The organism is Selenomonas oralis (assembly GCF_051603425.1).
Taxonomy (GTDB): Bacteria; Bacillota; Negativicutes; order Selenomonadales; family Selenomonadaceae; genus Selenomonas; species Selenomonas sputigena_A.
The window spans coordinates 1,579,151-1,601,617 of record NZ_CP194411.1; the positions used below are offsets into that span (position 1 = coordinate 1,579,151).

At 58.4% G+C, this 22,467-nt stretch carries 23 protein-coding genes; 21 read left to right on the forward strand and 2 right to left on the reverse strand.

The annotated features are described in order from the left end of the window. Nucleotides 1-10: 10 nt before the first annotated feature. The 12 genes from ACRTGH_RS07440 (at nucleotide 11) to ACRTGH_RS07495 (ending at nucleotide 10,916) form a co-directional block, all read left to right on the forward strand. Complete coding sequence (locus tag ACRTGH_RS07440) at nucleotides 11-1,300, forward strand: glycosyltransferase family 9 protein (protein ID WP_368846512.1); 1,290 nt, start codon at nucleotides 11-13, stop codon at nucleotides 1,298-1,300. Nucleotides 1,301-1,315: 15 nt separating this feature from the next. After that, entirely contained in the window at nucleotides 1,316-2,608 is a 1,293-nt protein-coding gene (locus tag ACRTGH_RS07445; protein ID WP_368846511.1) for a hypothetical protein, read from the forward strand. A gap of 20 nt (nucleotides 2,609-2,628) precedes the next feature. After that, entirely contained in the window at nucleotides 2,629-3,435 is an 807-nt protein-coding gene (locus tag ACRTGH_RS07450) for a hypothetical protein (protein WP_368846708.1), read from the forward strand. Beyond that, a complete protein-coding gene (locus ACRTGH_RS07455; protein WP_368846510.1) occupies nucleotides 3,432-4,121 on the forward strand; it encodes a glycosyltransferase family protein in 690 nt (229 codons plus the stop codon). Before ACRTGH_RS07450 ends, ACRTGH_RS07455 begins: the two co-directional genes overlap by 4 nt. A 5-nt stretch (nucleotides 4,122-4,126) precedes the next feature. Then, complete coding sequence (gene rfbG, locus ACRTGH_RS07460) at nucleotides 4,127-5,212, forward strand: CDP-glucose 4,6-dehydratase (protein ID WP_368846509.1); 1,086 nt, start codon at nucleotides 4,127-4,129, stop codon at nucleotides 5,210-5,212. Then, nucleotides 5,213-6,517, forward strand: a complete 1,305-nt coding sequence (fliB, locus tag ACRTGH_RS07465) for a flagellin lysine-N-methylase (RefSeq protein WP_368846508.1) — start codon at nucleotides 5,213-5,215, stop codon at nucleotides 6,515-6,517. Between the two features lie 309 nt (nucleotides 6,518-6,826). After that, on the forward strand, nucleotides 6,827-7,069 hold the full coding sequence (locus tag ACRTGH_RS07470; protein ID WP_368846507.1) for a hypothetical protein: 243 nt from the start codon (nucleotides 6,827-6,829) through the stop codon (nucleotides 7,067-7,069). 200 nt (nucleotides 7,070-7,269) lie between these two features. Continuing rightward, complete coding sequence (gene fumC / locus ACRTGH_RS07475; RefSeq protein WP_368846506.1) at nucleotides 7,270-8,634, forward strand: class II fumarate hydratase; 1,365 nt, start codon at nucleotides 7,270-7,272, stop codon at nucleotides 8,632-8,634. Beyond that, nucleotides 8,634-9,482: a class I SAM-dependent methyltransferase gene (locus ACRTGH_RS07480; RefSeq protein ID WP_368846505.1), complete on the forward strand. Its 849-nt coding sequence runs from the start codon at nucleotides 8,634-8,636 to the stop codon at nucleotides 9,480-9,482. The genes fumC and ACRTGH_RS07480 overlap by 1 nt, the downstream gene beginning before the upstream one ends. A 220-nt stretch (nucleotides 9,483-9,702) precedes the next feature. Continuing rightward, nucleotides 9,703-10,179: an NUDIX hydrolase gene (locus ACRTGH_RS07485; protein WP_368846707.1), complete on the forward strand. Its 477-nt coding sequence runs from the start codon at nucleotides 9,703-9,705 to the stop codon at nucleotides 10,177-10,179. Between the two features lie 234 nt (nucleotides 10,180-10,413). Beyond that, on the forward strand, nucleotides 10,414-10,614 hold the full coding sequence (locus ACRTGH_RS07490; protein WP_368846504.1) for an RNA-binding protein: 201 nt from the start codon (nucleotides 10,414-10,416) through the stop codon (nucleotides 10,612-10,614). Next, complete coding sequence (locus ACRTGH_RS07495) at nucleotides 10,614-10,916, forward strand: HMA2 domain-containing protein (protein WP_368846503.1); 303 nt, start codon at nucleotides 10,614-10,616, stop codon at nucleotides 10,914-10,916. The genes ACRTGH_RS07490 and ACRTGH_RS07495 overlap by 1 nt, the downstream gene beginning before the upstream one ends. A gap of 59 nt (nucleotides 10,917-10,975) precedes the next feature. Here ACRTGH_RS07495 and ACRTGH_RS07500 read toward each other — a convergent pair whose 3' ends face one another. Beyond that, complete coding sequence (locus tag ACRTGH_RS07500) at nucleotides 10,976-11,452, reverse strand: hypothetical protein (RefSeq protein ID WP_368846502.1); 477 nt, start codon at nucleotides 11,450-11,452, stop codon at nucleotides 10,976-10,978. Between the two features lie 183 nt (nucleotides 11,453-11,635). Between ACRTGH_RS07500 and ACRTGH_RS07505 the strand changes: the two genes are divergently transcribed. From ACRTGH_RS07505 to ACRTGH_RS07545, 9 genes are all read left to right on the forward strand, one after another. Continuing rightward, nucleotides 11,636-12,592, forward strand: coding sequence for an ROK family protein (locus ACRTGH_RS07505; RefSeq protein ID WP_368846501.1), 957 nt, complete (start codon nucleotides 11,636-11,638; stop codon nucleotides 12,590-12,592). Further along, entirely contained in the window at nucleotides 12,589-13,785 is a 1,197-nt protein-coding gene (gene nagA / locus ACRTGH_RS07510; RefSeq protein ID WP_368846500.1) for an N-acetylglucosamine-6-phosphate deacetylase, read from the forward strand. The genes ACRTGH_RS07505 and nagA overlap by 4 nt, the downstream gene beginning before the upstream one ends. Nucleotides 13,786-13,884: 99 nt before the next feature. Then, on the forward strand, nucleotides 13,885-14,682 hold the full coding sequence (locus ACRTGH_RS07515) for a Cof-type HAD-IIB family hydrolase (protein WP_368846499.1): 798 nt from the start codon (nucleotides 13,885-13,887) through the stop codon (nucleotides 14,680-14,682). Nucleotides 14,683-14,768: 86 nt separating this feature from the next. Further along, on the forward strand, nucleotides 14,769-15,566 hold the full coding sequence (locus tag ACRTGH_RS07520; RefSeq protein WP_368846498.1) for a Cof-type HAD-IIB family hydrolase: 798 nt from the start codon (nucleotides 14,769-14,771) through the stop codon (nucleotides 15,564-15,566). Nucleotides 15,567-15,605: 39 nt separating this feature from the next. Then, nucleotides 15,606-16,508: an RNase adapter RapZ gene (gene rapZ / locus ACRTGH_RS07525; RefSeq protein ID WP_368846497.1), complete on the forward strand. Its 903-nt coding sequence runs from the start codon at nucleotides 15,606-15,608 to the stop codon at nucleotides 16,506-16,508. 54 nt (nucleotides 16,509-16,562) lie between these two features. Continuing rightward, on the forward strand, nucleotides 16,563-17,864 hold the full coding sequence (locus ACRTGH_RS07530; protein ID WP_368846496.1) for a gluconeogenesis factor YvcK family protein: 1,302 nt from the start codon (nucleotides 16,563-16,565) through the stop codon (nucleotides 17,862-17,864). Nucleotides 17,865-17,911: 47 nt separating this feature from the next. Next, complete coding sequence (whiA, locus tag ACRTGH_RS07535) at nucleotides 17,912-18,853, forward strand: DNA-binding protein WhiA (RefSeq protein WP_368846495.1); 942 nt, start codon at nucleotides 17,912-17,914, stop codon at nucleotides 18,851-18,853. Then, nucleotides 18,854-19,660 (forward strand): polysaccharide deacetylase family protein, encoded by an 807-nt coding sequence (locus ACRTGH_RS07540; protein ID WP_368846494.1) that lies wholly within the window; start codon nucleotides 18,854-18,856, stop codon nucleotides 19,658-19,660. A gap of 108 nt (nucleotides 19,661-19,768) precedes the next feature. Next, a complete protein-coding gene (locus tag ACRTGH_RS07545; RefSeq protein WP_368846493.1) occupies nucleotides 19,769-21,100 on the forward strand; it encodes a copper amine oxidase in 1,332 nt (443 codons plus the stop codon). Between the two features lie 106 nt (nucleotides 21,101-21,206). On the opposite strand, the gene ACRTGH_RS07550 is transcribed toward ACRTGH_RS07545, so the two are convergent. Next, a complete protein-coding gene (locus ACRTGH_RS07550) occupies nucleotides 21,207-22,250 on the reverse strand; it encodes a threonine aldolase family protein (RefSeq protein ID WP_368846492.1) in 1,044 nt (347 codons plus the stop codon). Nucleotides 22,251-22,467: the final 217 nt, after the last annotated feature.

Below are 22,467 nucleotides of genomic sequence, written 5' to 3' on the forward strand. Positions count from 1 at the left end.
GGAGATTCTTATGCAAAAGATTCCGGCAGCTTTCTGCACATTTGAGGAACACCTTTCTAAATATGAGAATTTTCCCGCCCAAGACTTCATTGCTCTTATGGAACCTGTATTTTCGGCAGAAGGATACCGAACGCCGCGTGCAGTGGGAGAAAAAGCGCAGATCCTTGTCATTTCGGATGGGGGCGTCGGCGATTTCATCTGTATTTCGGGAGCGCTGCGTGAGATTCGGCGCCTTTATCCGCAGGCGGTGATTACGCTTGTAGTCTTTCCGCGTTCTTTCACGCTTGCGGAGCAATGTCCGTATGTCGATTTCTTGCTCGCCAACGAGTATTTGCCTGTGCGTCGTCCGCTGGCGGAGCTTTTTGCAGTGCACGGCGCTTATGTGGAAGAGCATTTGCTCAAGCAGCGCTTTGATCTTGCCTTTGTCTTCGGACATTATGCGAGTTCATATCTTCTTGCCTACATGACGGGAGCGAAGGAGCGCATCGGCCATGTGCATGATTTTGCGGGGCTTCCGCGCGAAGCGTGCGCCGCGCTCCTGACACGTCCGCTCCGGGCGCCGAATCAGCCGCTGCATCTTGCGGAGCGTTCGTTCGATGTGCTTGATCAGCTCCTTGCCCTGCCCGTATTGGATCGCTCATTGGAACTTTGGCTGACGGGAGAGGAAATCTCTGGTGTACGGGAAAAAATTGCACGGCTTGGAGCGGATCTCGGCCGGAAGAAAGTATTCGCAATCGGGTTGGGCGGCAGCGCGAAGCGAAAGCATTGGCCGCCGCGGAATTACGGTATATTTCTTCGAGCTTTATCCGAGCGGGAAGAAGAGCCGTTTTTTCTGCTTTTGGGCGGAAGGGACGATATGGCGGAAGCCGAGGAAATATGTCGTGCGCTTGGCCGGGCACAGGCTTTGAACCTTGCAGGGGCGCTGGATTTTCGCGAGACGGCGGCCGCAGTCTCGCTTTGTTCGGCCTATATCGGCAACGACACGGGGCTTTTGCATATGGCTGCCGTCATCGGGCTTCCCGTCTTGGAAATCTGTTGTTATCCCGCCGATTTGCCGCTGGATGAAAAGGCGATTCCCATGTGCTACTACCCTTACCGCACGCCTGCTGTTGTCGTGCAGCCCGCAAGGGCGTTGGATGACTGTGCGCATGAACCACGCGATGCTTACGGCTGCAGGCATGAGGCGGAAGCACACTGCATCTCGGCGATTTCTCCTCAAGCAGTGCTTGCGGCATATGGAATTCTGCAAAAAAGGGTGCGTGAAGGAGCAGGAGGAACATTGTTCGTCAGCAGTGACTGAGGGGAAGGGCATAGGATGCTGGAATTGGACAGGCTGCGGGAAATAAGACGTGTATACGAGAAGGCTGCGGAACGCTATGATATCAATGCTATGGCGGAACTCATGCTTCTTGCGGGCGACTACATGGTAAAACCCCGGAACGGGGAAGAAAAGGAAGAGCAGTTGTTCTTTCACTTGCGTGCAACCGTTGTTTTTGCAGGAATGCTGCGCGCCCTTGAGGAAGGGCGCGCAGCAGATGCGCTCCGCTTCATGGACTGGTATCAGGAGCGCGCGTATGGCAAGGCCTCGGCTTTTTTCTATTATGAAGCGTTGGCTTATTATGCCATGGGAGAGTGGGAGAAGGCGGCAGACAAGCTTCTCGCCTTTGGGCTTCAAGATGAGGAGGCGAGTTTTTATTTTGGCAATGCCTGTTTCCGGCTCGGGCGCTATGGCGAGGCTGTGGAGGCCTACCGCCGGACCCTTTCCCTGCGTCAAAGCTTTTTTGAGGCGGAAATCAATGCCCATCTCGCAGCGCGGCGCGGCGGTCTGCCGCGGCTGACGCCGCCGCGTACGCCGGAGGTGCAGCGCGGCGTTGTTGCAGGAAAGCTGTGGGAAACACCGACAGCATCTTCTCTTTGGCTGCCGTCGGGGACAGGCTGGCAGGACATACCCGTGTTCATCAACTCAAGGGATCGTCTGATTCCCTTGCAGCGCCTTTTGCCATGGCTCCTGCGTGCGGGATTTCGCCGCGTTTATATCCTTGATAACGCCTCGACGTATCCGCCGCTTCTGGAATATTACAACTCGCTCCATGGATGTGCTGAGGTTATTGTTTTGGGAGAGAACCTTGGCTACCAGGCAATATGGCGCTCGGGAATTCTTGAGCGAATGGCGATTCGCACACCCTATATCTATACGGACAGCGATGTCGTGCCGGCGGATTCCTGTCCCGCGGCAGTCGTGGAGCGCTTGCTTGAAGTGCTCGGGCGATATCCTTTGCTTTGCAAGGCCGGCTTGAGCCTGCGCTGCAGTGATATCACATACTTTGAGGCAAAAGAGATGCGGCAGCGACAGGAGCTGATGCGGTTTGTGCGCATGGAGCCGGACTGCTTCTTCCAGGAGGTGGATACGACGTTTGCCTTGTATCGCAATAAGCGGCATTACAGTCTTGTGGAGGCTGCTGCCCTTGCTTCTCCGGCAGAACTGCTGCATTTGCCGTGGTATTATGATTATAAGAATTTGCCGGAGGATGAGGCATACTATATGGCGCATGCCGATGTCTCCAGTACGATTGTGCAGGCATGGGGCGACAGGGGCACGAAGGGATGAGGCCGGGAGGTGGGGCAGTGATGGACATGCCGTTCGATGAAAGGCTTTATGCGGAAATGGCGGCGTTTGTTCCCGAAAAAACGGCAGGGAATATATTGCTCGTGGGCATGAATCCGGTCTGGGAGGCACGCTTCCGGCAGGATTTTGCCGAAGGCGTCTTCCAGACGGTGCCGTGGGATATGGCCTTGAACGAAGCATGGCAAAGATGTTTCTCTCTGATCGTGCTGGCTCCGGGTATTGAGGAGCTGTTCGAACCGGAATGCTTGCTGGAATCGCTGCAGCCTTCTCTACAACCGTGCGGCGGTGTCGTCGTGCCCTTTTGCAACCCTTGGCACTGGAGCGTTTTTCGCTCGTGGCTCAAGGGGGAACTGCGCTATGGTACGAATCCGCTGCTCAAAGGACAGGGGCGCTTATTTTCCTTCCCCGAAATCGTGCGGCTCGCGAAACTTGCCCATTATAGGGAGTTTGCCGTGCGTCAGGTTCTGGAGGAAGGTGCGGCGGATATGCTTGCAGTGCTCCAAGGGTGCGGTTTTGGCAATGGGCAGAAGGAGATCGAGACTTCTTGGTGGATCGTTCGTCTTGCCGTATTTCCGATGCGCACGGCACGACTCAGGGAGCGATATACGGACGAGGTGCGTCATCGTTTGGCGCGTCTCCTGCACCGACTGGAAAATGGGGTGGAGGAGGCGGCGAGCGTTGAGGCGCTGCGGCGGCTTATTGCGGAAAACGATATAGACGGCGGTTATCTCGAAAGGTTCGTCGAAAATATTGCGGCGGAAGCGGAAAAACTGCTTGCCGCTTTGCGGAAAGAAGGGCTGCTGCGATGAACAGGGACGGCGGAAAGATTGCCTTTGTTTCCTGCGTAAATGACGAGGAAATGTATGCGGAATGTGTGCTTTACCTGCGCCATCTGGAACTTCCGGCAGGTTTTTCCGCAGAGCTCGTACCGGTGCGCGGGGCTCCGTCCATGACGGCAGGGTATGAGGCCGGGCGACGGGCGACCGAGGCGCGCTATAAGATCTATCTGCACCAGGATTTGCTGCTGACGGATAAAAAGCTTATCGTGCGTATCGTGGAGATTTTTCAGGCCCATCCCGATGTCGGACTCATTGGCTTGGCCGGCTGCCTTCGCATGCCCGGGAACGGCGTATGGTGGGATGGTGAAGGAAAGTATGGTGCTGTCTACGAGATGCAGGATCCTGAATCCTTGATTTGGCTGGAGTTTTCCCCGGTTCCGGGAGATGTGGTTTCCGTGGAAGCTGTGGATGGAATCTTCATGGCGACCCAGCAGGATGTGCCATGGCGGGAGGATCTCTTCAAGGGCTGGCATTTTTACGATATTTCAGCCTCGATGGAATATCGCCGGCGCGGCATGCGTGTCCTCGTGCCGCATTTCGCTTCTCCGCCTTGCATCCATGAATCGGGGCGCAAGAAATTGGATGATTCATGGGAAGAGGCAAGACAAATCTTCCTCGCGGAATACGCTGCAGAGTTGAATGATGGGAGGGACTGACGGATATGAAGGAAATGTCGCTCAGAGACGACCTGGTTTTTTTCCGCGGCAAGCGCGTGCTGCTTACGGGGCACACAGGGTTCAAGGGGACGTGGCTTTCACGGCTCTTGTTGGGAGCCGGGGCGGAACTTACGGGCTTTGCACTTCCTTCGCCGACGGCCGAGGGTGCGGAACTTTTCAAGCGACTGGGACTTGCAAAGGATATGCATTCCATCGAGGGGGATGTGCGCGATCTGGCGGCGCTCAGGCAGGCTTTTCGGGAAGCGCGTCCCGAGATCGTGCTGCATCTTGCGGCGCAGCCGCTCGTGCGTGAAAGCTACCGTGTGCCTGTTGAGACGTATGAAGTGAACGTTATGGGCACGGCGCATGTGCTGGAATGCGTGCGGGAGTGCGATGCGGTTCGCTCCGTTCTCAACGTGACGACGGACAAGGTTTACGAAAACAGGGAGTGGGAATGGGGCTACCGCGAAGATGAACGGCTCTTTGGTTTTGATCCGTATTCCAACAGCAAGAGCTGTGCCGAGCTTGTGACGGCAAGTTACCGCCAGAGCTTTTTTGCGGATGGCGGCGTGCGCCTTTCGACGGCACGCGCCGGCAACGTCATTGGCGGCGGCGATTTCTCGCCTGAGCGCATCGTGCCTGACTGCATCCGTGCTGCAAGCGAAGGGCGTGTCGTCACGCTCCGAAATCCCGCTTCGACGCGTCCTTATCAACATGTCTTGGAGCCTCTTGCGGCGTATATCCGCATTGCGTGCGCCCAGTGGAAGGATGCGTCCCTGGCGGGCAGTTACAATGTCGGCCCGGAGGATGCCGACTGCGTGACGACGGGGGAGCTGGCCGATCTGTTCTGCCGCGCCTGGGGTGAAGGCGCCTCGTGGCAGTCGGCAGCGGAAAGCGGCGCGCCGCATGAGGCGGGATTCCTGAAGCTCGATTCCTCGCGCATCAAGGCGCGGCTTGGCTGGCAACCGCGCTGGCACATCGAAGAGGCTGTCGCGCACACGGTGACGTGGGCGAAGGCTTGGCAGAAGGGCGAGGATGTTGGGGCGGTCATGGCGGCACAGATGGAGGCGTACTTCGGGGAGGCGGAATAGATGGAGAAGCAGCTGGAGCGGCAGGCAGCGCAGGGCGTGCAGCCTGCAGGGCAGGAAGCAGCGGCTTTGCCGCAGGCTCCTGTACCGGATCTGCTTGCCGCCCCGTCTGCTGCGGCGCTGCCTTGCTTACAGCCGCTTTATCTGCGCCGCTTCGTTTGCGACGGCAGCCTCTGCGGCTCGCTTTGCTGCTGTGCGAAATGGGGCGTCGCGCTCGATGAGGCGACCCTGGCGCGCTGCGGGAAGAAGCCGGAACTTTTGCGGGAATTGAAAAACGGTATTGAACGCAGCGAAACGGGCGACTGGGTGATGCGCCACGAAAACGAGCGCTGCGTTTTTTTGCGCGAAGATGGCCTTTGCTCCCTGCAGCGACGCTTTGGAATCGGCGCTATTTCCGATGTCTGTGCCGAGTACCCGAGAAAGACGCACCGCGTGGGCGAAACGCTCGACCGCACGCTTTGTCTCAGCTGTCCCGTGGCGGCGGAGACTGCTCTGCTCGATCCGTCTCCCATGGCTTTCGAGTGGGTGGAACATGCCGCGCCGCGTCCCGCTTATGTAGATGAGAATCCGCTCGGCGCGGCGCTTTCCGCAGAAGCTTTTCGCGCCCTGCAGCTCGCGGCGCTTTCCTTGCTGGAGGAGCGGCGCCTTACGCTCGATGCGCGTCTGGCGGCGCTCGGCCTCCTGCTCGCAAGAGCCGAGACGTATCCGGACGGCGGCGGGAATCTGGAGCGAGATGCCGCAGCCATCGCCGAGGCTGCAGCGGGGCAGGCAGGGGTGCTGTTGGCAGAAAATCCTTTTGATGCAGGCCTTTGTCTCGAATTTTTCACAAGCTTGCTGCCTGCGCTCGCTGCGGCGGCAGAGGACGACCTGCCCGAGACAGAGGTGCGGCTTGCATCCTTGCGCACGGTTTTGGGCAAGAAGGCGGGCAAGGGGGATTTGCCGGTGTTCTTGCATCTTTATGGGCAGTATAAGGAGCAGATCTTCAGGCCGTATTCGTATATCCTGGAGAACTGGCTCGTCAATGAATTCCTCCTCGGGCGCTATCCTTTGATGGGCGGTACCGGCTTTTTGGCAAACTATGAAGTATTCGTCGTGCTCTATAAAATGCTTGTGTTCCTGCTGACCGTCGATGCTTCCGCGTATTCTGCCGGGAAAGAAGTTTCGCCGGTTCCCCTTATCCTTGCCGCCGTGCGATATCTCGCCGTGCGAACGAACCACTTTCCCGGCTATATCGACCAACTCGCCGGGACAATCGCCGACCTCCTCCCCGGCGATCACCTCCTCTCCCTGCTCGACGGGCAGCAGTGAAAAGTCTGATGAATCGGCATGCAATTCCCGTCTTGCCCATCAAAAGGCCTTTATAGTATAATCAAAGCAAAGAGGGGAGCGGGAGCATGAAAACCGTGAAGCGCAGCTATAAAGATTCACTCTTTCGGGATATCTTCCATAATGAAGAACGTCTGGCGGAGATTTAGCATCTTTGTCGCGCAGGTGCGTGCCGTGGTCAAGAGCGGAAGCAGTCTGGAAAGCGCCGTAAGGCAAGCGATCCAATATTGCATCGACCATGATTGGCTGGGAGAGTATTTTAGGCAAAAGCAGGAGAGGGAGGTTTTCAACATGGTAGACTTCGCATGGAATCAGGAGCGTGCCTTGCAGATTCGTGCAGAAGAGGCTATGCAGGAAGGCATGGAAAAGGGCATGGAAAAGGGCATGGAAAAAGGCATGGAAAAAGGCAGGGAGAATGAACGAATTTTCTCGATCCGAAAGCTTATGAAAAACCAGGCATGGACGGCGGAGAAAGCAATGGAGGCATTGGAGATCCCAAAGTCTGAGCAGGGAAGGTACAAAGCCTTGCTGTGAAAGCCTTTATCGTAAAGGCCCTTGCTGTACGTGCATTTTTATACGTACCCTAAGAGTGTCGTCATGCAGGGTGCATTCCAAGGAAAACTTTATTGAAAAATATTCTCAAATATGGTAGACTGAAGGCATCGGGATTCCCGGCGCTTTTGCCATTTTCAGCACGAGCGAAAGCTTGTAAGATATGTGAGGAGGAGACATTTATGGAGTACAAGATCGAGCATGATTCCCTGGGTGAGGTTCGCGTTCCGAAGGATCGTTACTGGGGTGCGCAGACGCAGAGGAGCTTCGAGAATTTCCCCATCGGCACGGAGAAGATGCCGAAGGAGATCATTCGCGCCTTTGCCATCTTGAAGAAGTCGGCGGCGTTTGCCAACGCGACGCTCGGCAGGCTCGACGAGAAGCGCCGCGACGCTATCGCGAAGGCGGCAGATGAGATCCTGGCGGGCGAGCTTGATGGGCATTTTCCGCTGGCTGTTTGGCAGACGGGCAGCGGCACGCAGTCGAACATGAATGTCAACGAGGTTCTTGCCAACCGCGGCAATGAGATTGCAGGCGAGAAACTCCTCCATCCGAACGACCACTGCAATATGTCGCAGAGCTCGAACGACACATTCCCGACGGCCATGCACATCGCTGCTGTCGTCGCCATCGAGGACAAGCTCCTGCCGTCCATCGACAAGCTGGCGCAGACGTTCGGGCGTCTTATGAAGGAAAACGAGGGCATCGTCAAGACGGGCCGCACGCATTTGCAGGATGCCGTGCCGATTTCCTTTGCGCAGGAAATCAGCGGCTGGCTCGCCATGCTGCAGGCCTCGCGCGCCCAGATCGAGGCGGCGTTGCCTTTCCTGAAGGAGCTTGCCCTCGGCGGTACGGCGGTCGGCACGGGGCTCAATGCGCCTAAGGGGTTTGCCGAGGAAGTGGCGCGTGTCGTCAGCGATATCACGGGACTAGACTTCCGGACTGCGCCGAACAAGTTCCATGCGCTTTCCTCGAAGGATGAGATGGTCTTTGCGCATGGCGCCCTGAAGGGGTTGGCAGCGAATCTCATGAAGATTGCCAACGATGTGCGCTGGCTGGCAAGCGGACCGCGCTGCGGCCTCGGCGAGATCACGATCCCCTCGAACGAGCCGGGCAGCTCGATCATGCCGGGCAAGGTCAACCCGACGCAGTGCGAATCGGCGACGATGGTTGCCGTGCAGGTCATGGCAAATGATGCGGCTGTTGCCATCGCGGCTTCGCAGGGCAATTTCGAGCTGAACGTCTACATGCCCGTGACGATCTACAACTTCCTGCAGTCGGTGCGCCTCCTGGCGGATTCCTTGCGCTCCTTCGATGAGCGCTGCGTCGTGGGCATCAAGGCAAACAAGGAGAAGATGCACGAGAACCTGCATCGCTCGCTGATGCTCGTGACGGCGCTGAATCCCGTGATCGGCTACGAGAAGGCGGCGAAGACGGCGCACAAGGCGTACGAGGAGAACATCTCGCTCAAGGAGGCGTGCGTCGCGCTCGGCTTCCTCACGCCTGAGAAGTTCGACGAGGTCTTCCATCCCGAGCAAATGGTCTGATGGAAGAAGACAGCAGGAAAAATATCGTGGACGCGTCGGGCTCTCCGAAGAAAATGCCGGACAGGAAGCCGAACTACAAGAATTGGCTGCCGCGGCGCATGATTGCCGCTGCCCTTGCCGCAGCCGTACTCTTCTGGGCGCTTCTGGCGCTTGCACTCGCTTTTCTGCCGCCGGCAGGCGCGTGGCTTGCTTTGGATGCTTTCTTCGCTCTGGCGGCGCTCGCCTCGACGCTTCTGACGCTCTGGTTCTATGCGCTTTACCGCATGTTTTCTTACGACGGCAAGCGGCAGATGGCGAGGCAGATCGTCGAGGGAACGGCAGCATACGTCAAGCTTCCGGAGGGCGGGCGCATTCTCGATGTGGGCTGCGGTAGCGGCGCCCTGACGATCGCCTGCGCCAAGGGGAATCCGAAGTGCCAAGTGCTTGGCGTCGACCTTTGGCGCGGCGTCTACGCCTCATTCAGCAAGAGGATCTGCGAGGAAAATGCGTTGGCCGAGGGCGTGACGAATGCGGAGTTTCTGCCGGGCAACGCTGTCGAGCTTGACTTCCCGGATGAAAGCTTCGATGCGGTGACGAGCAACTATGTCTACCACAACATCCCGAAGATTCCGGGGCAGACGATGCTCGAGGAAACGCTGCGCGTGCTGAAAAAAGGCGGCGTATTCGCGATTCACGATATTATGGCGCGCGGCAAGTACGGCGATATGGAAGCCTTTGCCGCCAAGCTGCGCGAAAAGGGCTATGAGAGGGTCGAGCTCATCGACACCGCCAAAGGGATGTTCATGAGCGAGTGCGAGGCGCGCTTCATGGGAGGTAGCGCTTCCCGTCTGCTCGTCGGCAAAAAGTGAAGAAGGATAGTCGGTACTGTTTCCCAGAGGTGCAAAAGTCGGAGGGGGCTTTTGCACCTCTTTTTTGTGCGCCGGGGCAGCATATTATCTAAAATGGGGCTGAGCTATGGACATGAAGAGCCAACTCTGCTAGCATGAAAGAACAAGGGACTTTAACGGCGATAAAATGTTCTGCATAAGGATGCGGCATAGAGGGAAAAGGGGACTGAAAGTGGAAAGAATGAGCACGCTCTGCTATATTGAGCAGGAGGGCAGGTATCTGATGCTGCACCGCACGGTGAAGGAGAATGACGTCAATCGCGGCAAGTGGATCGGCGTCGGCGGACACTTCGAAGCGGACGAGTCGCCCGAGGAGTGCCTTTTGCGCGAGGTGGAGGAAGAAACCGGCTATCGCCTCCTTCGTTGGCAGTTTCGCGGTCTTGTGACGTTCCTTTCGGGTGACGGTGTGACAGAGTATATGCATCTCTTCACGGCGGACAAGTTTGTGGGCACGCCTTCCGCCTGCGATGAAGGCGAACTCGCCTGGGTGGAGAAGGAGCGCGTCGGGGAACTCGAGCTTTGGCCGGGCGACAGGATCTTTCTGCAGCTCTTGGCCGAGAACGCCCCGTTTTTTTCGCTCAAGCTCGTATACGACGGGGCAGGGAAGCTCTTGGATCATCGGCTTTATCGTTATCCGTGCAATGCGGAGGGAGGATAGAGGCAGGCAAATGGCAGGAAGCGAAAAAGAGGCGCACTCGGAAGAGGCGTCTCTTTTGACATTCTCGATGCGGTTGGGAAAAACTGCCGCCTATAAGAAACGGGGCGGAAAATGTTCGTCCCATTGAGACTGAAAACCCCTCAAAGCCTTGAGAATAAAGGCTTTTTGGGGGTTGACAGGCAAAGCTTCCTTGCTTATAATAAGCAAATAAAAACAAACATGGAGGAAAACATCATGGGTGATCTTGGATTTGGCAAACCGATTTTTTGGGCGGGTCTCGCAGTCGGCATAGTGGCCGGAGCTCTCGGCTATCGCTTTGCACAGAAGCGCTGTGCGGCTCGGAAGGCCGCGGCGGAAGAGAAGCAGGCGTCCTTGGAGGAGCTTCAGAGCAAGAAGGCGGAGATCGAAGCCCTGATCGAGGCGCAGCAGGCATAATGGGTATTTTTTCTGCCTTGGGCATTCCGACGAGCAAGCTCGATCTCTTTCTGCGTTCGGTCGAGGTTTCTTCCTATCTGCCGGGACGCATCCGCCTGCACAGCAAGATGCTTGTCGGCAGTCCCCAGGTTGAGAAGGAACTGCTGACGTATCTGCGTTCCTATTCTGAGCTCAGCGAGGTGGAGACAAGTACGGTGACAGGCTCCATCCTCATCAAGTACACACCGCAGCTTCTTCATACGAATGAGGAGCTGACACGCGCGGAAGCGTATATCAAAGAATGCGCGAAAAAACGCACGTAAAAGAAGGAAAAGAAGAGCCGCCTCCCCGCTGCAAAGACAGCGGGGAGGCGGCTCTTCTTTCAATAGAGCTGCGCTTTCCAGTAGCTGAGATCGGGGGCGTTCAGCGGCAGATCGACGGTGAAGCCGTTGTCGTAGCGGATCTTCACGCGCACCTCGTCCGCCTTTCTGATCCCGGGCAGGAGCTGTTTGGGGACGTCGAGGAAGAATTTGTTTGTGTTCTTCAGGGACGTATTTGGATCGAAGTTTTGGAGATCGTAGCTCGGCGGCGTCTGCTTGACCACGGCGTCGATGTCCCAGGCATCGCCGTCGGTGGAGATGGTGACGACAGGCTTGGGTCTGGCCGCGTTGTAGCGGTAGTCCCACATGGTCAGCGTCGCGCCTTCGACGCGGCCGTTTTCGTCGTAGGAACCCTGGAAATCGATCTTGCAGTAGCCCGAGAGGCTCTTGACCGTGCGGTGGTCGGTTGTATAGGTGTAGCCAAAGCCGAAAGCGCCGATGATGATCAGGAGGAAGCCGAAATAAAGGAAGATTTTCATAAAACGATGCCCCGTTCCGCCGGCATGGAGGCATTGTCTGCGAAAGCTCCGTGCGTCCATGCGCCGATTTATAGTCGCTTCCATTATACCATCCCGTGCGCCGTGTTGTCACCATTGCACCTGAGGGTGGACTATGGTATAGTGAAGAAGATACGGTGTGTGAAAGCGCAAGGGTGGAATGCAATGGACGAAAACTATGTTTGCATAGATATAGGCGGCACGGCGATCAAGTACGGCGTGGCGACAAAAGGCGGCCGACTGCGGGAGAAGGGCGCCGTGGCGACGGAAGGGAAAATGTACGGCGCACGCGGGGTTGCTGAGAAGATTCTCGCGATCGTCGAGGAATTTCGTGACGCCTCTACGGCAGGGGTTGCCATTTCGACGCTGGGCGTTGTTGATCCTCGGGCAGGGCGGATTCTCTACGCCGGGCCGAGCATCATGGATTACACGGGCATGGATCTCAAGGCGCTGGTCGAGCGTTCCTCGGGGCTTCCGTGCGCGGTGGAGAACGATGTGAACTGTGCGGGGCTTGGCGAATATTGGCTGGGCGCGGGGCGCGGGGCGCAGTCGCTTTTCTGCCTGACGGTCGGCACCGATGTCGGCGGCTGCATTCTTCTGGGCGGGCGTCTTTGGCGCGGCGCAGGTTTCAGTGCGGGAGAGGTGGGATCGATGCAGCTCGCCGGCGGGCGGCTCGGAAAACTTGCTTCCGTCGAGCGCATGGTAAGCCGCGCGGCTGCGGCGCATGGCATATCGAGGCAGGAGCTTGACGGGGAGACGGTTTTCGACTGGGCAAAGGCCGGCGATGCCGATGCGGTGAATGCCATTGCAGGGATGGTCGAACCGCTCGTGCAGGGCATTGCCAACATTTGCTGTGTGCTGAATCCTGAGCGCATCGTGCTGGGCGGCGGCGTGATGGAGCAGGGGAAGTACCTTGCTCCGCGCATCCTGATGGGGTTGGAGGAGTCGTTGCCGCCGGCTCTTTTCGCGCATACGGAAGTCACCTTTGCGCATCTCGGCAACGATGCCGGCATGTTGGGGGCGCTCTGCAATTTCCTTATGCGCCGAGGAGGAAAGACCGCCCCCGAGGGGACGGCACGGAATAGATCAGCGGTCTTTGGGGAGGCAAAAGAGGGCAGATGAAGGCAATCATCAACGGGCGGCTCTTGCTGCCGAACATGGAAGGCGATTTTCGGGTCATGGACGAGATGGCCGTTCTCTATGATGAGCATATTGAGCGGATCATTGATATGGATGAGGTGGAAGCGGAAGCCGGCATAGACGAGGTGCATGATGCGCATGGGCTTTTTGTGTCGCCGGGTTTCATCAATGTGCATGTGCATGGCGCCTGCGGCTGGGATGTGATGGACGAGACGCCCGAGGCACTGCCCGCCATCAGCCGTTTCCTCGCGCGCACGGGCGTGGCCTCTTGGCTGCCGACGACGATGACGGCGAGCGAAGGGCAAGTGCATGATGCTTTCGAACGCGTGCGGAGCGCCATGCAGAATGCACCCGAAGGCGCGCGCGTGCTCGGCGCGCATATGGAAGGGCCGTTCATCAGCGCGGCGCACCGCGGAGCGCAGGCAAAGGAACAGATCGTGCGCGCGGATTACGGCTGGATTGCTTCTTATGAGGATGTCGTGCGCATTGTAACGCTCGCTCCCGAGGAGCTTGAAGGCAACTACACGTTCATCGACCGCTGCCGTGCTGCGGGCATCATCGTCTCCATCGGCCATTCGGGGGCGGATTACGGAACGGCTCTCGAGGTCATAGAAAGGCATGGCGTCACGCATATCACGCACATTTTCAACGCGATGAGCGGCCTGCACCAGCGCCATCCCGGTGTCGTGGGCGCGGCGCTGGACACGGCGGCCAACTGCGAATTGATTGCGGACGATGTGCATGTCGATCCGGCGGCGCAGCGCATACTGTACCATGCGAAAGAGGGACGCCATATCATTCTCGTCACGGACTCGATGCGGGCGGCCGGTTTCGGTGACGGTACGTCGGAGCTTGGCGGACAGCAGGTCACGGTCCGGGGAGCACGCGCCGAACTCGTTGACGGTACGCTTGCGGGCAGTGTGCTCGCCATGAACGATGCGGTGCGGAATTTCGCGAGGAATACGCGCGCGCCGATCGAGCGGGTCGTTGAGATGGTCACGCGCACGCCTGCCGAAGAGCTCGGCATTTACGAAGAAACAGGCTCTCTGGAGGAGGAAAAGCGTGCTGACCTGACGCTTTTTGATGAGGATCTCCATATCGCCGCGACCATCGTCGGCGGACACCTCGCCTATATCGCGCATCCCGATGCGTTGGAAGGCGGCTGGAAGAAATAGGGGAAGGAAAATACATGATGCGGGAGATTGCTGCCGAGAGGCGCATTTGAGCGTATCTTAAAGAAGCAGGATGTAGATGCAGGATGGGAGGAATGGGGTATGGCGATTCGCATGATTGCGACGGATCTCGACGGCACGCTTTTGAATCCGGAAAATCGCATTTCCGAGGAAAACAAGGCAGCGCTCAGGGAGGCGGCGGAAAAAAACATTTGCGTGACGATCGCCACGGGCCGCATGTATTGCTCGGCCTTGCCCTATGCGAAGGAAATCGGTGTCGATGCGCCGATCATCACCTATAATGGCGCGCTTGTGAAAACGACGGCAGGCGAGGAGCTTTTCTCGTCCTGCATCGAACCGGCGGATGTGCGTGCGGTGCTTGATTTCATGCGGCGGAAAGGCTGGCATGTGCAGGTCTATTCCGATGACAGGCTTTACTTCGTCGAGCGGGACGAGTGCGCCTGCAGCTACGAGAAAAACGCGGGAATCCAAGGAGCGGCTGTCGGCTGGGATGGTCTTTACGCGCATGTGGAACGCGTCCATAAGCTTCTTTCCATCACGGACGTGCCGGAGGAAATGGCCGGACGTTTGACGGAGCTGGAAAAGGCGTTTTCCGGGCGCATTTCTCCCGTGCGTTCCAAGCCCTGCTATCTCGATATCACGGCGCCCGGCGTCTCTAAGGCACAGAGCCTGCGGCGCCTGGCAGAAAGCCGAGGCATTGCCCCCGAAGAGGTGCTGGCGCTCGGTGATTCAGACAACGACATCGCCATGCTTTCCTCCGTGGGCATAGGGGTTGCCATGACGACGGGCACGAAGGGCGCCTGTGCGGCGGCTCGTTTTCTTGCCGAAAACGAGGCGGCCGACGGTGTGGCTAGAGCTGTACGCGCCCATGCGTTTTGAGGGTCGATGGATTTGCCCGCCGCAGCAGGCCATACGGGCATGACAGCGGGGCCGGCGGCAGGCGTTTTGTATGAGGAGGCGGGCGGATGGCGATTCGGCTGATTGTTATGGATCTCGACGGCACGCTGCTGACTTCCGAAAAAAATGTTTCGGATTACAGCAAGCAGGTATTGGGGCGCGCGATGAAAAAAGGCGTGGCCGTGACAGTGGCGACTGGGCGGATGCTGATTTCAGCAAACTATTTTGGCCGAGAGATTGGGGCGAATGCACCGCTCATCTGCTGCAACGGGGCGCTGGTGCAGGCCCTGGAGGAGAAAGAGCCGCTTTTCGAGCGGACATTTCCGCCGGAAACGACATTGGAACTGCTGGAACTGGCGCATGAGCATGGCTGGTATGTGCAGTGGTATATTCGGGAGAAGATCTATGCGGAGGACTACCGTCCCGAATACTTCGCCGCCTATCGCACGGTCAAGGGCTTTTCCCTGCAGGAGGTCGGACATAATTTTTCCGCCTATGCAGAAGGCGTCGCCCAGGTTGTCATGCGTGATCTCGAGGCCGGGATCGGAGCGATTTCGGCGCTTGTCCGCGAACGCTTCGCGGGGCGCGTCGAGGTGCAGCAGAATATGGGATATACGCTCGACCTTACGCCTGCAGGCGTGACAAAGGCGGTGGGCGTCGAGGCCGTGATGCGCCGTCTGGGCATTTCCCCCGAGGAAGTCATGGCTTGCGGGGATTCGGACAATGATCTCGCGATGCTTTCCCTTGCAGGGACGAGCGTCGTCACGGCGAACGGACAGGAGGAAGCGAAGGCGCTGGCCTCTTACCTCGCGCTCAGCTGCGATGAGGATGGCGTGGCCAAGGCCATAGAGGAATTAGTCCTTTGATTTGGGAAGCGGGAACGATCAGGCACAGGAGGGGGAAGCATGGCGAAAGACGATTTCAGCTTTATCATCGTGACGGGAATGTCCGGCGGCGGTAAGACGCAGGCCTGTCGCTTTATGGAGGATCTCGGCTATTTTGTGGTGGACAACCTGCCGCCGGTGTTCATCCCGAAGTTTGCGGAGCTTTGCCGCCATTCGGGAGGTCATGTGCGCCGTGTCGTGCTCGTCGTTGATACGCGCGGGCGAGAATTCTTCGACACCTTCGTGCATGTGCTCGAGGAGATGGACAAGGCGGGCACGCCTTATGAAATGCTCTTCATGGATGCTTCGGACGAGGCGATCATACGCCGCTACAAGGAAACGCGCCGCCGTCATCCGATGGCGGCGAACGCGCGCATTTCCGACGGCATACAGAGGGAGCGCCGCCGTCTTGAATCCGTCCGCAACAAGGCGACGTACATCATCGACACGTCAGCGCTCAGGAAGGTCGATCTCAAGGAAAAGATCTGGCGCCTCTTCGGCAGCGAAGAAGGGCAGAAAATGGGCATCAATGTGCTTTCCTTCGGCTTCAAGTTCGGGATGCCGCTTGATGCCGATATGGTGCTCGACGTGCGTTTTTTGCCAAACCCTTTCTATATAGAGGAGATGCGCAGAAAGAGCGGCGCCGTCAGGGACGTGGCCGAGTATATCCGCAAGTGGCCGGTGACGCAGGAATTTGAGGAAAAACTCGATTCTCTGCTGGATTTTTTGATCCCGCAGTACATTAAGGAGGGCAAACCGCAGTTTGTCATTGCTGTCGGCTGTACGGGCGGTATGCACCGCAGCGTCTATATCGCCTGCCATATCTACCGCTTCCTTACGGCGCGCGGCCTCCAGGTGGAACTTGAGCACCGCGATCTCATGAAGAACGAGGTGGAGGAACATTCCGAGGAGCCGTTGGAATAGCCAAAGGGGAAAAGCCGGAAATTCGCAGGAATTGGGAAAGGTCCGATAAAAAGAATGCATTTATTAAAATGGCTTTATCCGGGGATGCACTTCAAGCGCTGGATGCTCCTGTTCGGGGGCGGCGTCATGCTGGTGAGCCTTGGCTTGGCTCTTGTGTTCAACTATAAATATCTCGATATTATTGAAGAGGCGATTTTTCGCGCCGTCTATCTCTGGAAGGGCAGCTACGATTATGTGATCACGACGATTGTCGGGATCGTCTTTCTCGTGCTCGGCATCACCTTGATGCTTGTTGCAACGCGCTTTGTCATTCGTTCCGTCATCAGCGTGCTCCTGCCGGACAGCTCGGAAAAACTCGTGGATATCATCTATGAGAAGCGCCGCCTTGACAAGGGGCCGCAGGTGACGGTCATCGGAGGCGGCCATGGACTGTCGGTGCTGCTCCGCGGCATCAAGCAGGCGACGAGCAATGTGACGGCCGTCGTGACGGTCGCCGATGACGGAGGCTCCTCGGGGCGGCTTCGTGAAGAGCTCGGCATCATTCCGCCGGGCGATCTGCGGAACTGCCTTGTCGCCCTGGCCGATACGGAGCCCTTGATGGAAAAACTCTTCCAGTACCGTTTCCAGGGAGGGACGGAGCTCAAGGGCCACAGCTTCGGCAACCTCTTCATCGCCGCCATGACGGAAGTCACGGGCGATGTGGAAAAAGCGCTCCGGCAGTCGTCAAAGGTACTCGCCGTCAAAGGGCGTGTCCTGCCCGCCTCAACAGCGCATGTGCGCCTCGACGCCGTCATGGAGGACGGCACGCTCGTCGAGGGCGAGTCGCATATTCCCGAGGTGCACAAGCATATTCGGCGCGTGAAGCTCCATCCCGAGCATGTCGAACCCGTGGAGTCGGCGCTTGCGGCCATTCGCGAGGCGGACGTCGTCATCCTCGGCCCCGGTAGCCTCTACACGAGCATCATGCCGAACCTGCTTGTCGACGGCGTGGCGGAAACGCTGCGAAAGAGCAAGGCGCTCAAGATCTATATCTGCAACGTGATGACGCAGCCGGGCGAGACGGACGGCTATACGGCCTCCATGCATGCAAAGGCGATCCTCGACCATGCGGGAAAAGGAGCGATCGATTATGTGCTCGTCAATTCGGCGCCGCTGCCCTATGAAAGGGCCAATATCCTGAAACGGGAAGGAATCTGCCCCGTAGCGGTGGACGAGGATGTGCTGAATGCCCTGGGCATCGGCGTCGTAAAGGCGGATCTCGTGAACGAGGACGAGATCGTGCACCACGATCCGGAAAAACTCATGAAGAACGTAATGAAAATGGCGTACAAGCTGCATCCCTTTATCGCATCCTGAGGCCGGATATTGCCGTCCGGTATACCAGAAGAGGAGAATCGGAATTCATGGCGTTTACATCGTTTGCTTCGGAGGTGAAGAACGACCTCGCGCGTTCCCTGCCCCGCAGGGCCTGCTGCCGCACGGCGGAACTGGCGGCGCTCCTGCGCATGGGGGCTGTTCTGACGCTGGGGAAAGGACGCTCGGTCGGACTTGCCTTTACGACGGAAAATGCGGCCGTTGCCCGCAAGGTGCTGATGCTCCTCAAAGGCTCCGCCGAAGTGCATACGGAGCTTACCGTAAGCCGTTCGCGCCGCCTGAAGAAGCGCAACAGCTACCTCGTGCGCGTCCTGCCCTCGCGCGATGTCGCCGCCTTGATGGAACGTCTCGGCCTCATGCGCGGCCTGGTGCTCAACATGGGAACGGACAGTGCGCTCCTCGAGAAAAAATGCTGCCGCAAGGCTTACCTGCGCGGCGCCTTTCTGGGCGGCGGCAGCGTCAGCCGCCCGGAGGCCGGGTATCATCTCGAGCTTGTGACGGAGAGTTTTTCCTTCGCGGATCTTCTCGTGTCCCTCCTGCGGAACATGGGGTATCCGGTGGGGCTGACCGACCGCAAGGAGCATTACATCGTCTACGTCAAGGAGAGCGACGCCATCATCGACTTCCTGTCCTTGCTCGGCGCGGAAAAAGCGGCCGAGGCCCTTGAAGCGGCGCGCAATCTCAAGGAAGTGAAGAACCAGGTCAACCGCATCGTGAACTGCGAAACGGCAAATTTGCAGAAGGCGGTCGATGCGGCGGGACGTCAGATTGCAGCCATCCGCGCCCTTGCGGCGACAGGCGCTCTCGCGCAGCTGGCGCCGGGGCTCAGGGAAGCGGCCGAAATGCGGCTGGCGCATCCCGATGCGACACTCGCCGAGCTGGCGGCGTTTCTTGGCATAGGCAAATCGGGCGTCAACCATCGGCTGCGGAAGATCGGGGCGATGGCAGGAGCCTTGGGAGGGGGAAGATAGATGAAAAAAAGAATCGTGTGCTCCGTTCTTGGGGGACTGCTTCTGCTCCTTGCAGTGTTCCTGGGCTACGCCTGGCTGCATCCGGCCAAGGGCGTGCTCGTTCTCGAGTACCACCATATTGCGGATGAGCCAGGGGAGGACGAGGCTTCCGCCATACGTTATTTTGTGCCGCCGGAGGATTTTCGGGAGCAGCTTGATTACTTGAAGGCAGAGGGGTATGAAACGATCACCATGCTCGACTTCTCCAAGGCGGCCAAGGGAAAGGGAGAACTGCCCCCAAAGCCGCTGATCATCACGTTTGATGACGGCTATGAGGACAACTACAGCACGGCACTGCCGCTTCTCGAGGAGCGGGGGATGAAGGCAGAAGTCTACATGGTGACGAACTTCATTGGCCTCAAAGGCTATCTGACATGGGAGCAGCTTCGAGACATGCAGCAGCGCGGCATCGAGATCGGCTGCCATACCTGCGACCATCTGCCTCTCGTCGGCCTGAGCCGTGCCGAACAGGAAGCCCAGGTGCGGCTCTCCAAACTCCTGATGGAGTGGAACGGCATTCGGACGGTGTTCAGCTTCTCCTATCCGAATGGACGGTACAATATGGAGGCGGCGGAACTTCTGCGCGAGAGCAATTACCTGACGGCTGTTACGGGCGATGCGGGCCTCAATACGTTTCAGACGGATCCGATGCTCCTGCATCGGGTCAATGTGCCAAGACCGAAATTCGGTCTTATCGAATTTCGGCTGCGCCTTTTGAAGGCAGAGCTTTTCAGTATATTCGGCATCGATCAGCACCTTGAGCGGTGATGCGGGAGATGTCGGATCCTTGGCGTTTTTCATCATGCTGCTGGTCATGGGATAGAACGGCGCGGCCTGACGCTGCGTCGTTTTGAGAGAAAGGGAGTTTTCAGGAAGATGAATTGCAAGGCAAAGATTATGGCATGCCTGTTGACGGCTGCAGCGGGGCTTGGCCTCACGCATGTTTCGGCGGAGGCTGCGCGCCATGCGGCAGACAGGGGTTCCGATACGATTGTCGATACGAGCGGCACGCGGGGCGCGCACGGGTTTTCCGGCAAGACAAGCGAGATCAGGACAGGTCGTACAGCGCCCGGAAGCTCGACGCTCAACCGCACGCAGAAGCATGCGTCCGAGGAAGCGGCAGCAGGTGGGAAAACCCCTGTCGTGAATCTGGCGGACGGCTCTCTGCGCTTCAATCCCACGACGCAGGATATGCGCGAGTGGACAGTGGATACGCAGGATACGGGCGGCACGCTGATCTTCTCGGACAGCCCGGAGTACGTCGATACGAACGGCATCCTTTACGAGGACACCGTGACGGGCGACGCGCGCGTTCTCTACTATCATCTGAACAATACGGGAGCGCGCAAGAAAGTCGCCGTCGTCCTGCAGAACGAAGGCAAGGACATCTCTGTCGTCCGGGTGACGCGCGGCGGCTCAGGACGCCCGAGCCGCGACTACCTGGAAGTGGGAAAAAGCACGCAGCTCGCCTACTTCCAGAAAAAGCGCGACGATACCGTCTATGTCCTGAGCCAGGAAAAACGGCTTCTCGACCCGCTGATGAATGAAATCATTCTTGAGCCGGGGCAGCTTGTCTATGGCGTCTACGATTTTCACGCCACAGGTCCCGTCAAGGTTTCCGTCATCATGTATCCGGCGGTGTCCGATCCCCTGAAGTTCATCAAGCATGCACGCGTTCTGCCGAAGGATGAGCAGCGCCTGCGCGGCACCTTCCGGGGCATGGACCGCGTGATCAGCAGCAAACCCTACGACCCGGAGAAGGATGGCGTCGTCTACATTCCGATCGGCGACAATCGGCAGGACGTCTTCCGCACAGGAGTTGATGCGACGGATGGAAGCCGTGTGACGAATGTCGGCAACTACGGCGTGCTCTACCGCATCCAGATCCCGACGGTAGGACGCGAGGCGACGCAGTACTACCTGACGCCGCTGGGCGGTGTTTATGCGGGCGCGATGAGCGTCGACTTCGGACATGGACCGAACCTCTTAGAAACGCCCGGCGGCCGAGCCTATTTCGGCGACGCGATACCGCCGGACAGCGACGCCGACCGCGCAGCGCGGCTTGCAGGCAAGGACCGGCTGAAGGAATGGGCGGAGCTCTCCGACCTCGGCAGTTACCACAGCTCCGTACAGCCGAGCTTCGAACTCTCGCCCCCCGGCGCCTCGAACCTCCCCGTGCAGATCATCCTGATGCCGGCGGGAGAGTGAATGCGGCGGGCGGCACATGGATCCTGCGGATAAGATTTGAAAAAGCGGCAGGAGAAACAGCCTGCTTTAAGGCTGCCCGTGGGCGGTTCCAACGATGCCGCCGCTTTTAGAGCCGTTCGATCAATGCCTCGACATCCTCTTCCCTCGTTGCCCAGCTTGTCGCAAGGCGCATGACGGTCGTGCCGTCCGGGAGGTTTTCCCAGAAACCCATTTCGACATGCTCTTCCAAACGCTCGCGCTGCTTTTGGTCCAGCACGAGGAAGATCTGGTTTGTCGGCGCGTCGAAGGCGAGGCGGTAGCCTTTTTGGAGGAGCGCGCTGCGGATGCGGTCGGCGGCGCGGATCGCTGTCTCGCCGCCTTTTCTGTAAAGGTCATGGGAAAAGAGTGCATCGAACTGCAGTCCCGCAATGCGCCCTTTTGCGAGGAGTGCGCCGTGCTGCTTGACGATGCTGAAGAAGTGCGGCACGGTGTTTTTCTTAGGAAAGACGACAGCTTCACCGAAGAGTGCGCCGCATTTCGTGCCGCCGATGTAAAAGGCGGTCGTGAGACGGGCGATGTCGGCGAGCGTCACGTCGTCCGCCGGACAGGCAAGCGCGTAGGCAAGACGCGCACCGTCGAGGTAGAGATGGACGCCGCCTGCGCGGCAGACGGCGCTGATGGCCTCAAGCTCTGCAAGAGAGTAGAGCGAGCCGTATTCTGTCGGCTGTGAGATGTAGACCATGCCGGGCATGACCATATGCTCGCGGTTTGCATCCTGCCGGTAAGAGGCAAGACAGCTCTCAATCTGTGAAGCCGAAATCTTGCCGGCCTTATGCGGCAGCGTCAGCACCTTGTGCCCGCCGAACTCGATGGCGCCGGCCTCGTGGACGCTGATGTGCCCCGTCTCGGCTGCAGCAACGCCCTGGTAGGGGCGCAGGAGGGCGTCGATGACCGTGGCGTTCGCTTGTGTGCCGCCGATGAGGAAAAAAATATCCGCTTCCGGCGCATGGGCTGCCCGGCGTATTTTCGCACGCGCGGTCTCGGAATATTCGTCGAGGCCATAGCCGGGGGTCTGCTCCATATTCGTTTCTGCAAGGCGGCGGAGGATCTCGGGATGCGCGCCCTCCATATAGTCGGACGCAAAGGAAAGAGTTCGCTTGTTCTGTTTCATAGATGGCATGTTCTCCTCGTTTTATGATTGGCAGCGGTTGGCATTCTGTCTGCCGAAACGGCAGCCTGCGTAGATCTTCGTCGCAGTCTATGGTGCCTTCTTTCGGGAAAGCGGCCGGGTCTTTTGCTATCGTACCCCGTCGGAGATTGTTCGTCAAGCCGCCGTCCTTGTCCGGGGCTGGGCCTCTGCATCCCTTCCGGCGGCCGCATCGAGGACG

Bases quoted from the DNA above. Each gene is read 5' to 3' on its own strand.
- ACRTGH_RS07440 (WP_368846512.1), top strand. From the start codon at position 11: ATGCAAAAGATTCCGGCAGCTTTCTGCACATTTGAGGAACACCTTTCT.
- whiA (WP_368846495.1), top strand. From the start codon at position 17,912: ATGGCGTTTACATCGTTTGCTTCGGAGGTGAAGAACGACCTCGCGCGT.
- ACRTGH_RS07485 (WP_368846707.1), top strand. From the start codon at position 9,703: ATGAGCACGCTCTGCTATATTGAGCAGGAGGGCAGGTATCTGATGCTG.
- ACRTGH_RS07530 (WP_368846496.1), top strand. From the start codon at position 16,563: ATGCATTTATTAAAATGGCTTTATCCGGGGATGCACTTCAAGCGCTGG.
- ACRTGH_RS07505 (WP_368846501.1), top strand. From the start codon at position 11,636: ATGGACGAAAACTATGTTTGCATAGATATAGGCGGCACGGCGATCAAG.
- ACRTGH_RS07500 (WP_368846502.1), bottom strand. From the start codon at position 11,452: ATGAAAATCTTCCTTTATTTCGGCTTCCTCCTGATCATCATCGGCGCT.
- ACRTGH_RS07495 (WP_368846503.1), top strand. From the start codon at position 10,614: ATGGGTATTTTTTCTGCCTTGGGCATTCCGACGAGCAAGCTCGATCTC.
- rapZ (WP_368846497.1), top strand. From the start codon at position 15,606: ATGGCGAAAGACGATTTCAGCTTTATCATCGTGACGGGAATGTCCGGC.
- ACRTGH_RS07550 (WP_368846492.1), bottom strand. From the start codon at position 22,250: ATGAAACAGAACAAGCGAACTCTTTCCTTTGCGTCCGACTATATGGAG.
- fumC (WP_368846506.1), top strand. From the start codon at position 7,270: ATGGAGTACAAGATCGAGCATGATTCCCTGGGTGAGGTTCGCGTTCCG.
- ACRTGH_RS07470 (WP_368846507.1), top strand. From the start codon at position 6,827: ATGGTAGACTTCGCATGGAATCAGGAGCGTGCCTTGCAGATTCGTGCA.
- ACRTGH_RS07545 (WP_368846493.1), top strand. From the start codon at position 19,769: ATGAATTGCAAGGCAAAGATTATGGCATGCCTGTTGACGGCTGCAGCG.
- ACRTGH_RS07450 (WP_368846708.1), top strand. From the start codon at position 2,629: ATGGACATGCCGTTCGATGAAAGGCTTTATGCGGAAATGGCGGCGTTT.
- fliB (WP_368846508.1), top strand. From the start codon at position 5,213: ATGGAGAAGCAGCTGGAGCGGCAGGCAGCGCAGGGCGTGCAGCCTGCA.
- ACRTGH_RS07490 (WP_368846504.1), top strand. From the start codon at position 10,414: ATGGGTGATCTTGGATTTGGCAAACCGATTTTTTGGGCGGGTCTCGCA.
- nagA (WP_368846500.1), top strand. From the start codon at position 12,589: ATGAAGGCAATCATCAACGGGCGGCTCTTGCTGCCGAACATGGAAGGC.
- ACRTGH_RS07520 (WP_368846498.1), top strand. From the start codon at position 14,769: ATGGCGATTCGGCTGATTGTTATGGATCTCGACGGCACGCTGCTGACT.
- ACRTGH_RS07480 (WP_368846505.1), top strand. From the start codon at position 8,634: ATGGAAGAAGACAGCAGGAAAAATATCGTGGACGCGTCGGGCTCTCCG.
- ACRTGH_RS07455 (WP_368846510.1), top strand. From the start codon at position 3,432: ATGAACAGGGACGGCGGAAAGATTGCCTTTGTTTCCTGCGTAAATGAC.
- ACRTGH_RS07540 (WP_368846494.1), top strand. From the start codon at position 18,854: ATGAAAAAAAGAATCGTGTGCTCCGTTCTTGGGGGACTGCTTCTGCTC.
- ACRTGH_RS07515 (WP_368846499.1), top strand. From the start codon at position 13,885: ATGGCGATTCGCATGATTGCGACGGATCTCGACGGCACGCTTTTGAAT.
- ACRTGH_RS07445 (WP_368846511.1), top strand. From the start codon at position 1,316: ATGCTGGAATTGGACAGGCTGCGGGAAATAAGACGTGTATACGAGAAG.
- rfbG (WP_368846509.1), top strand. From the start codon at position 4,127: ATGAAGGAAATGTCGCTCAGAGACGACCTGGTTTTTTTCCGCGGCAAG.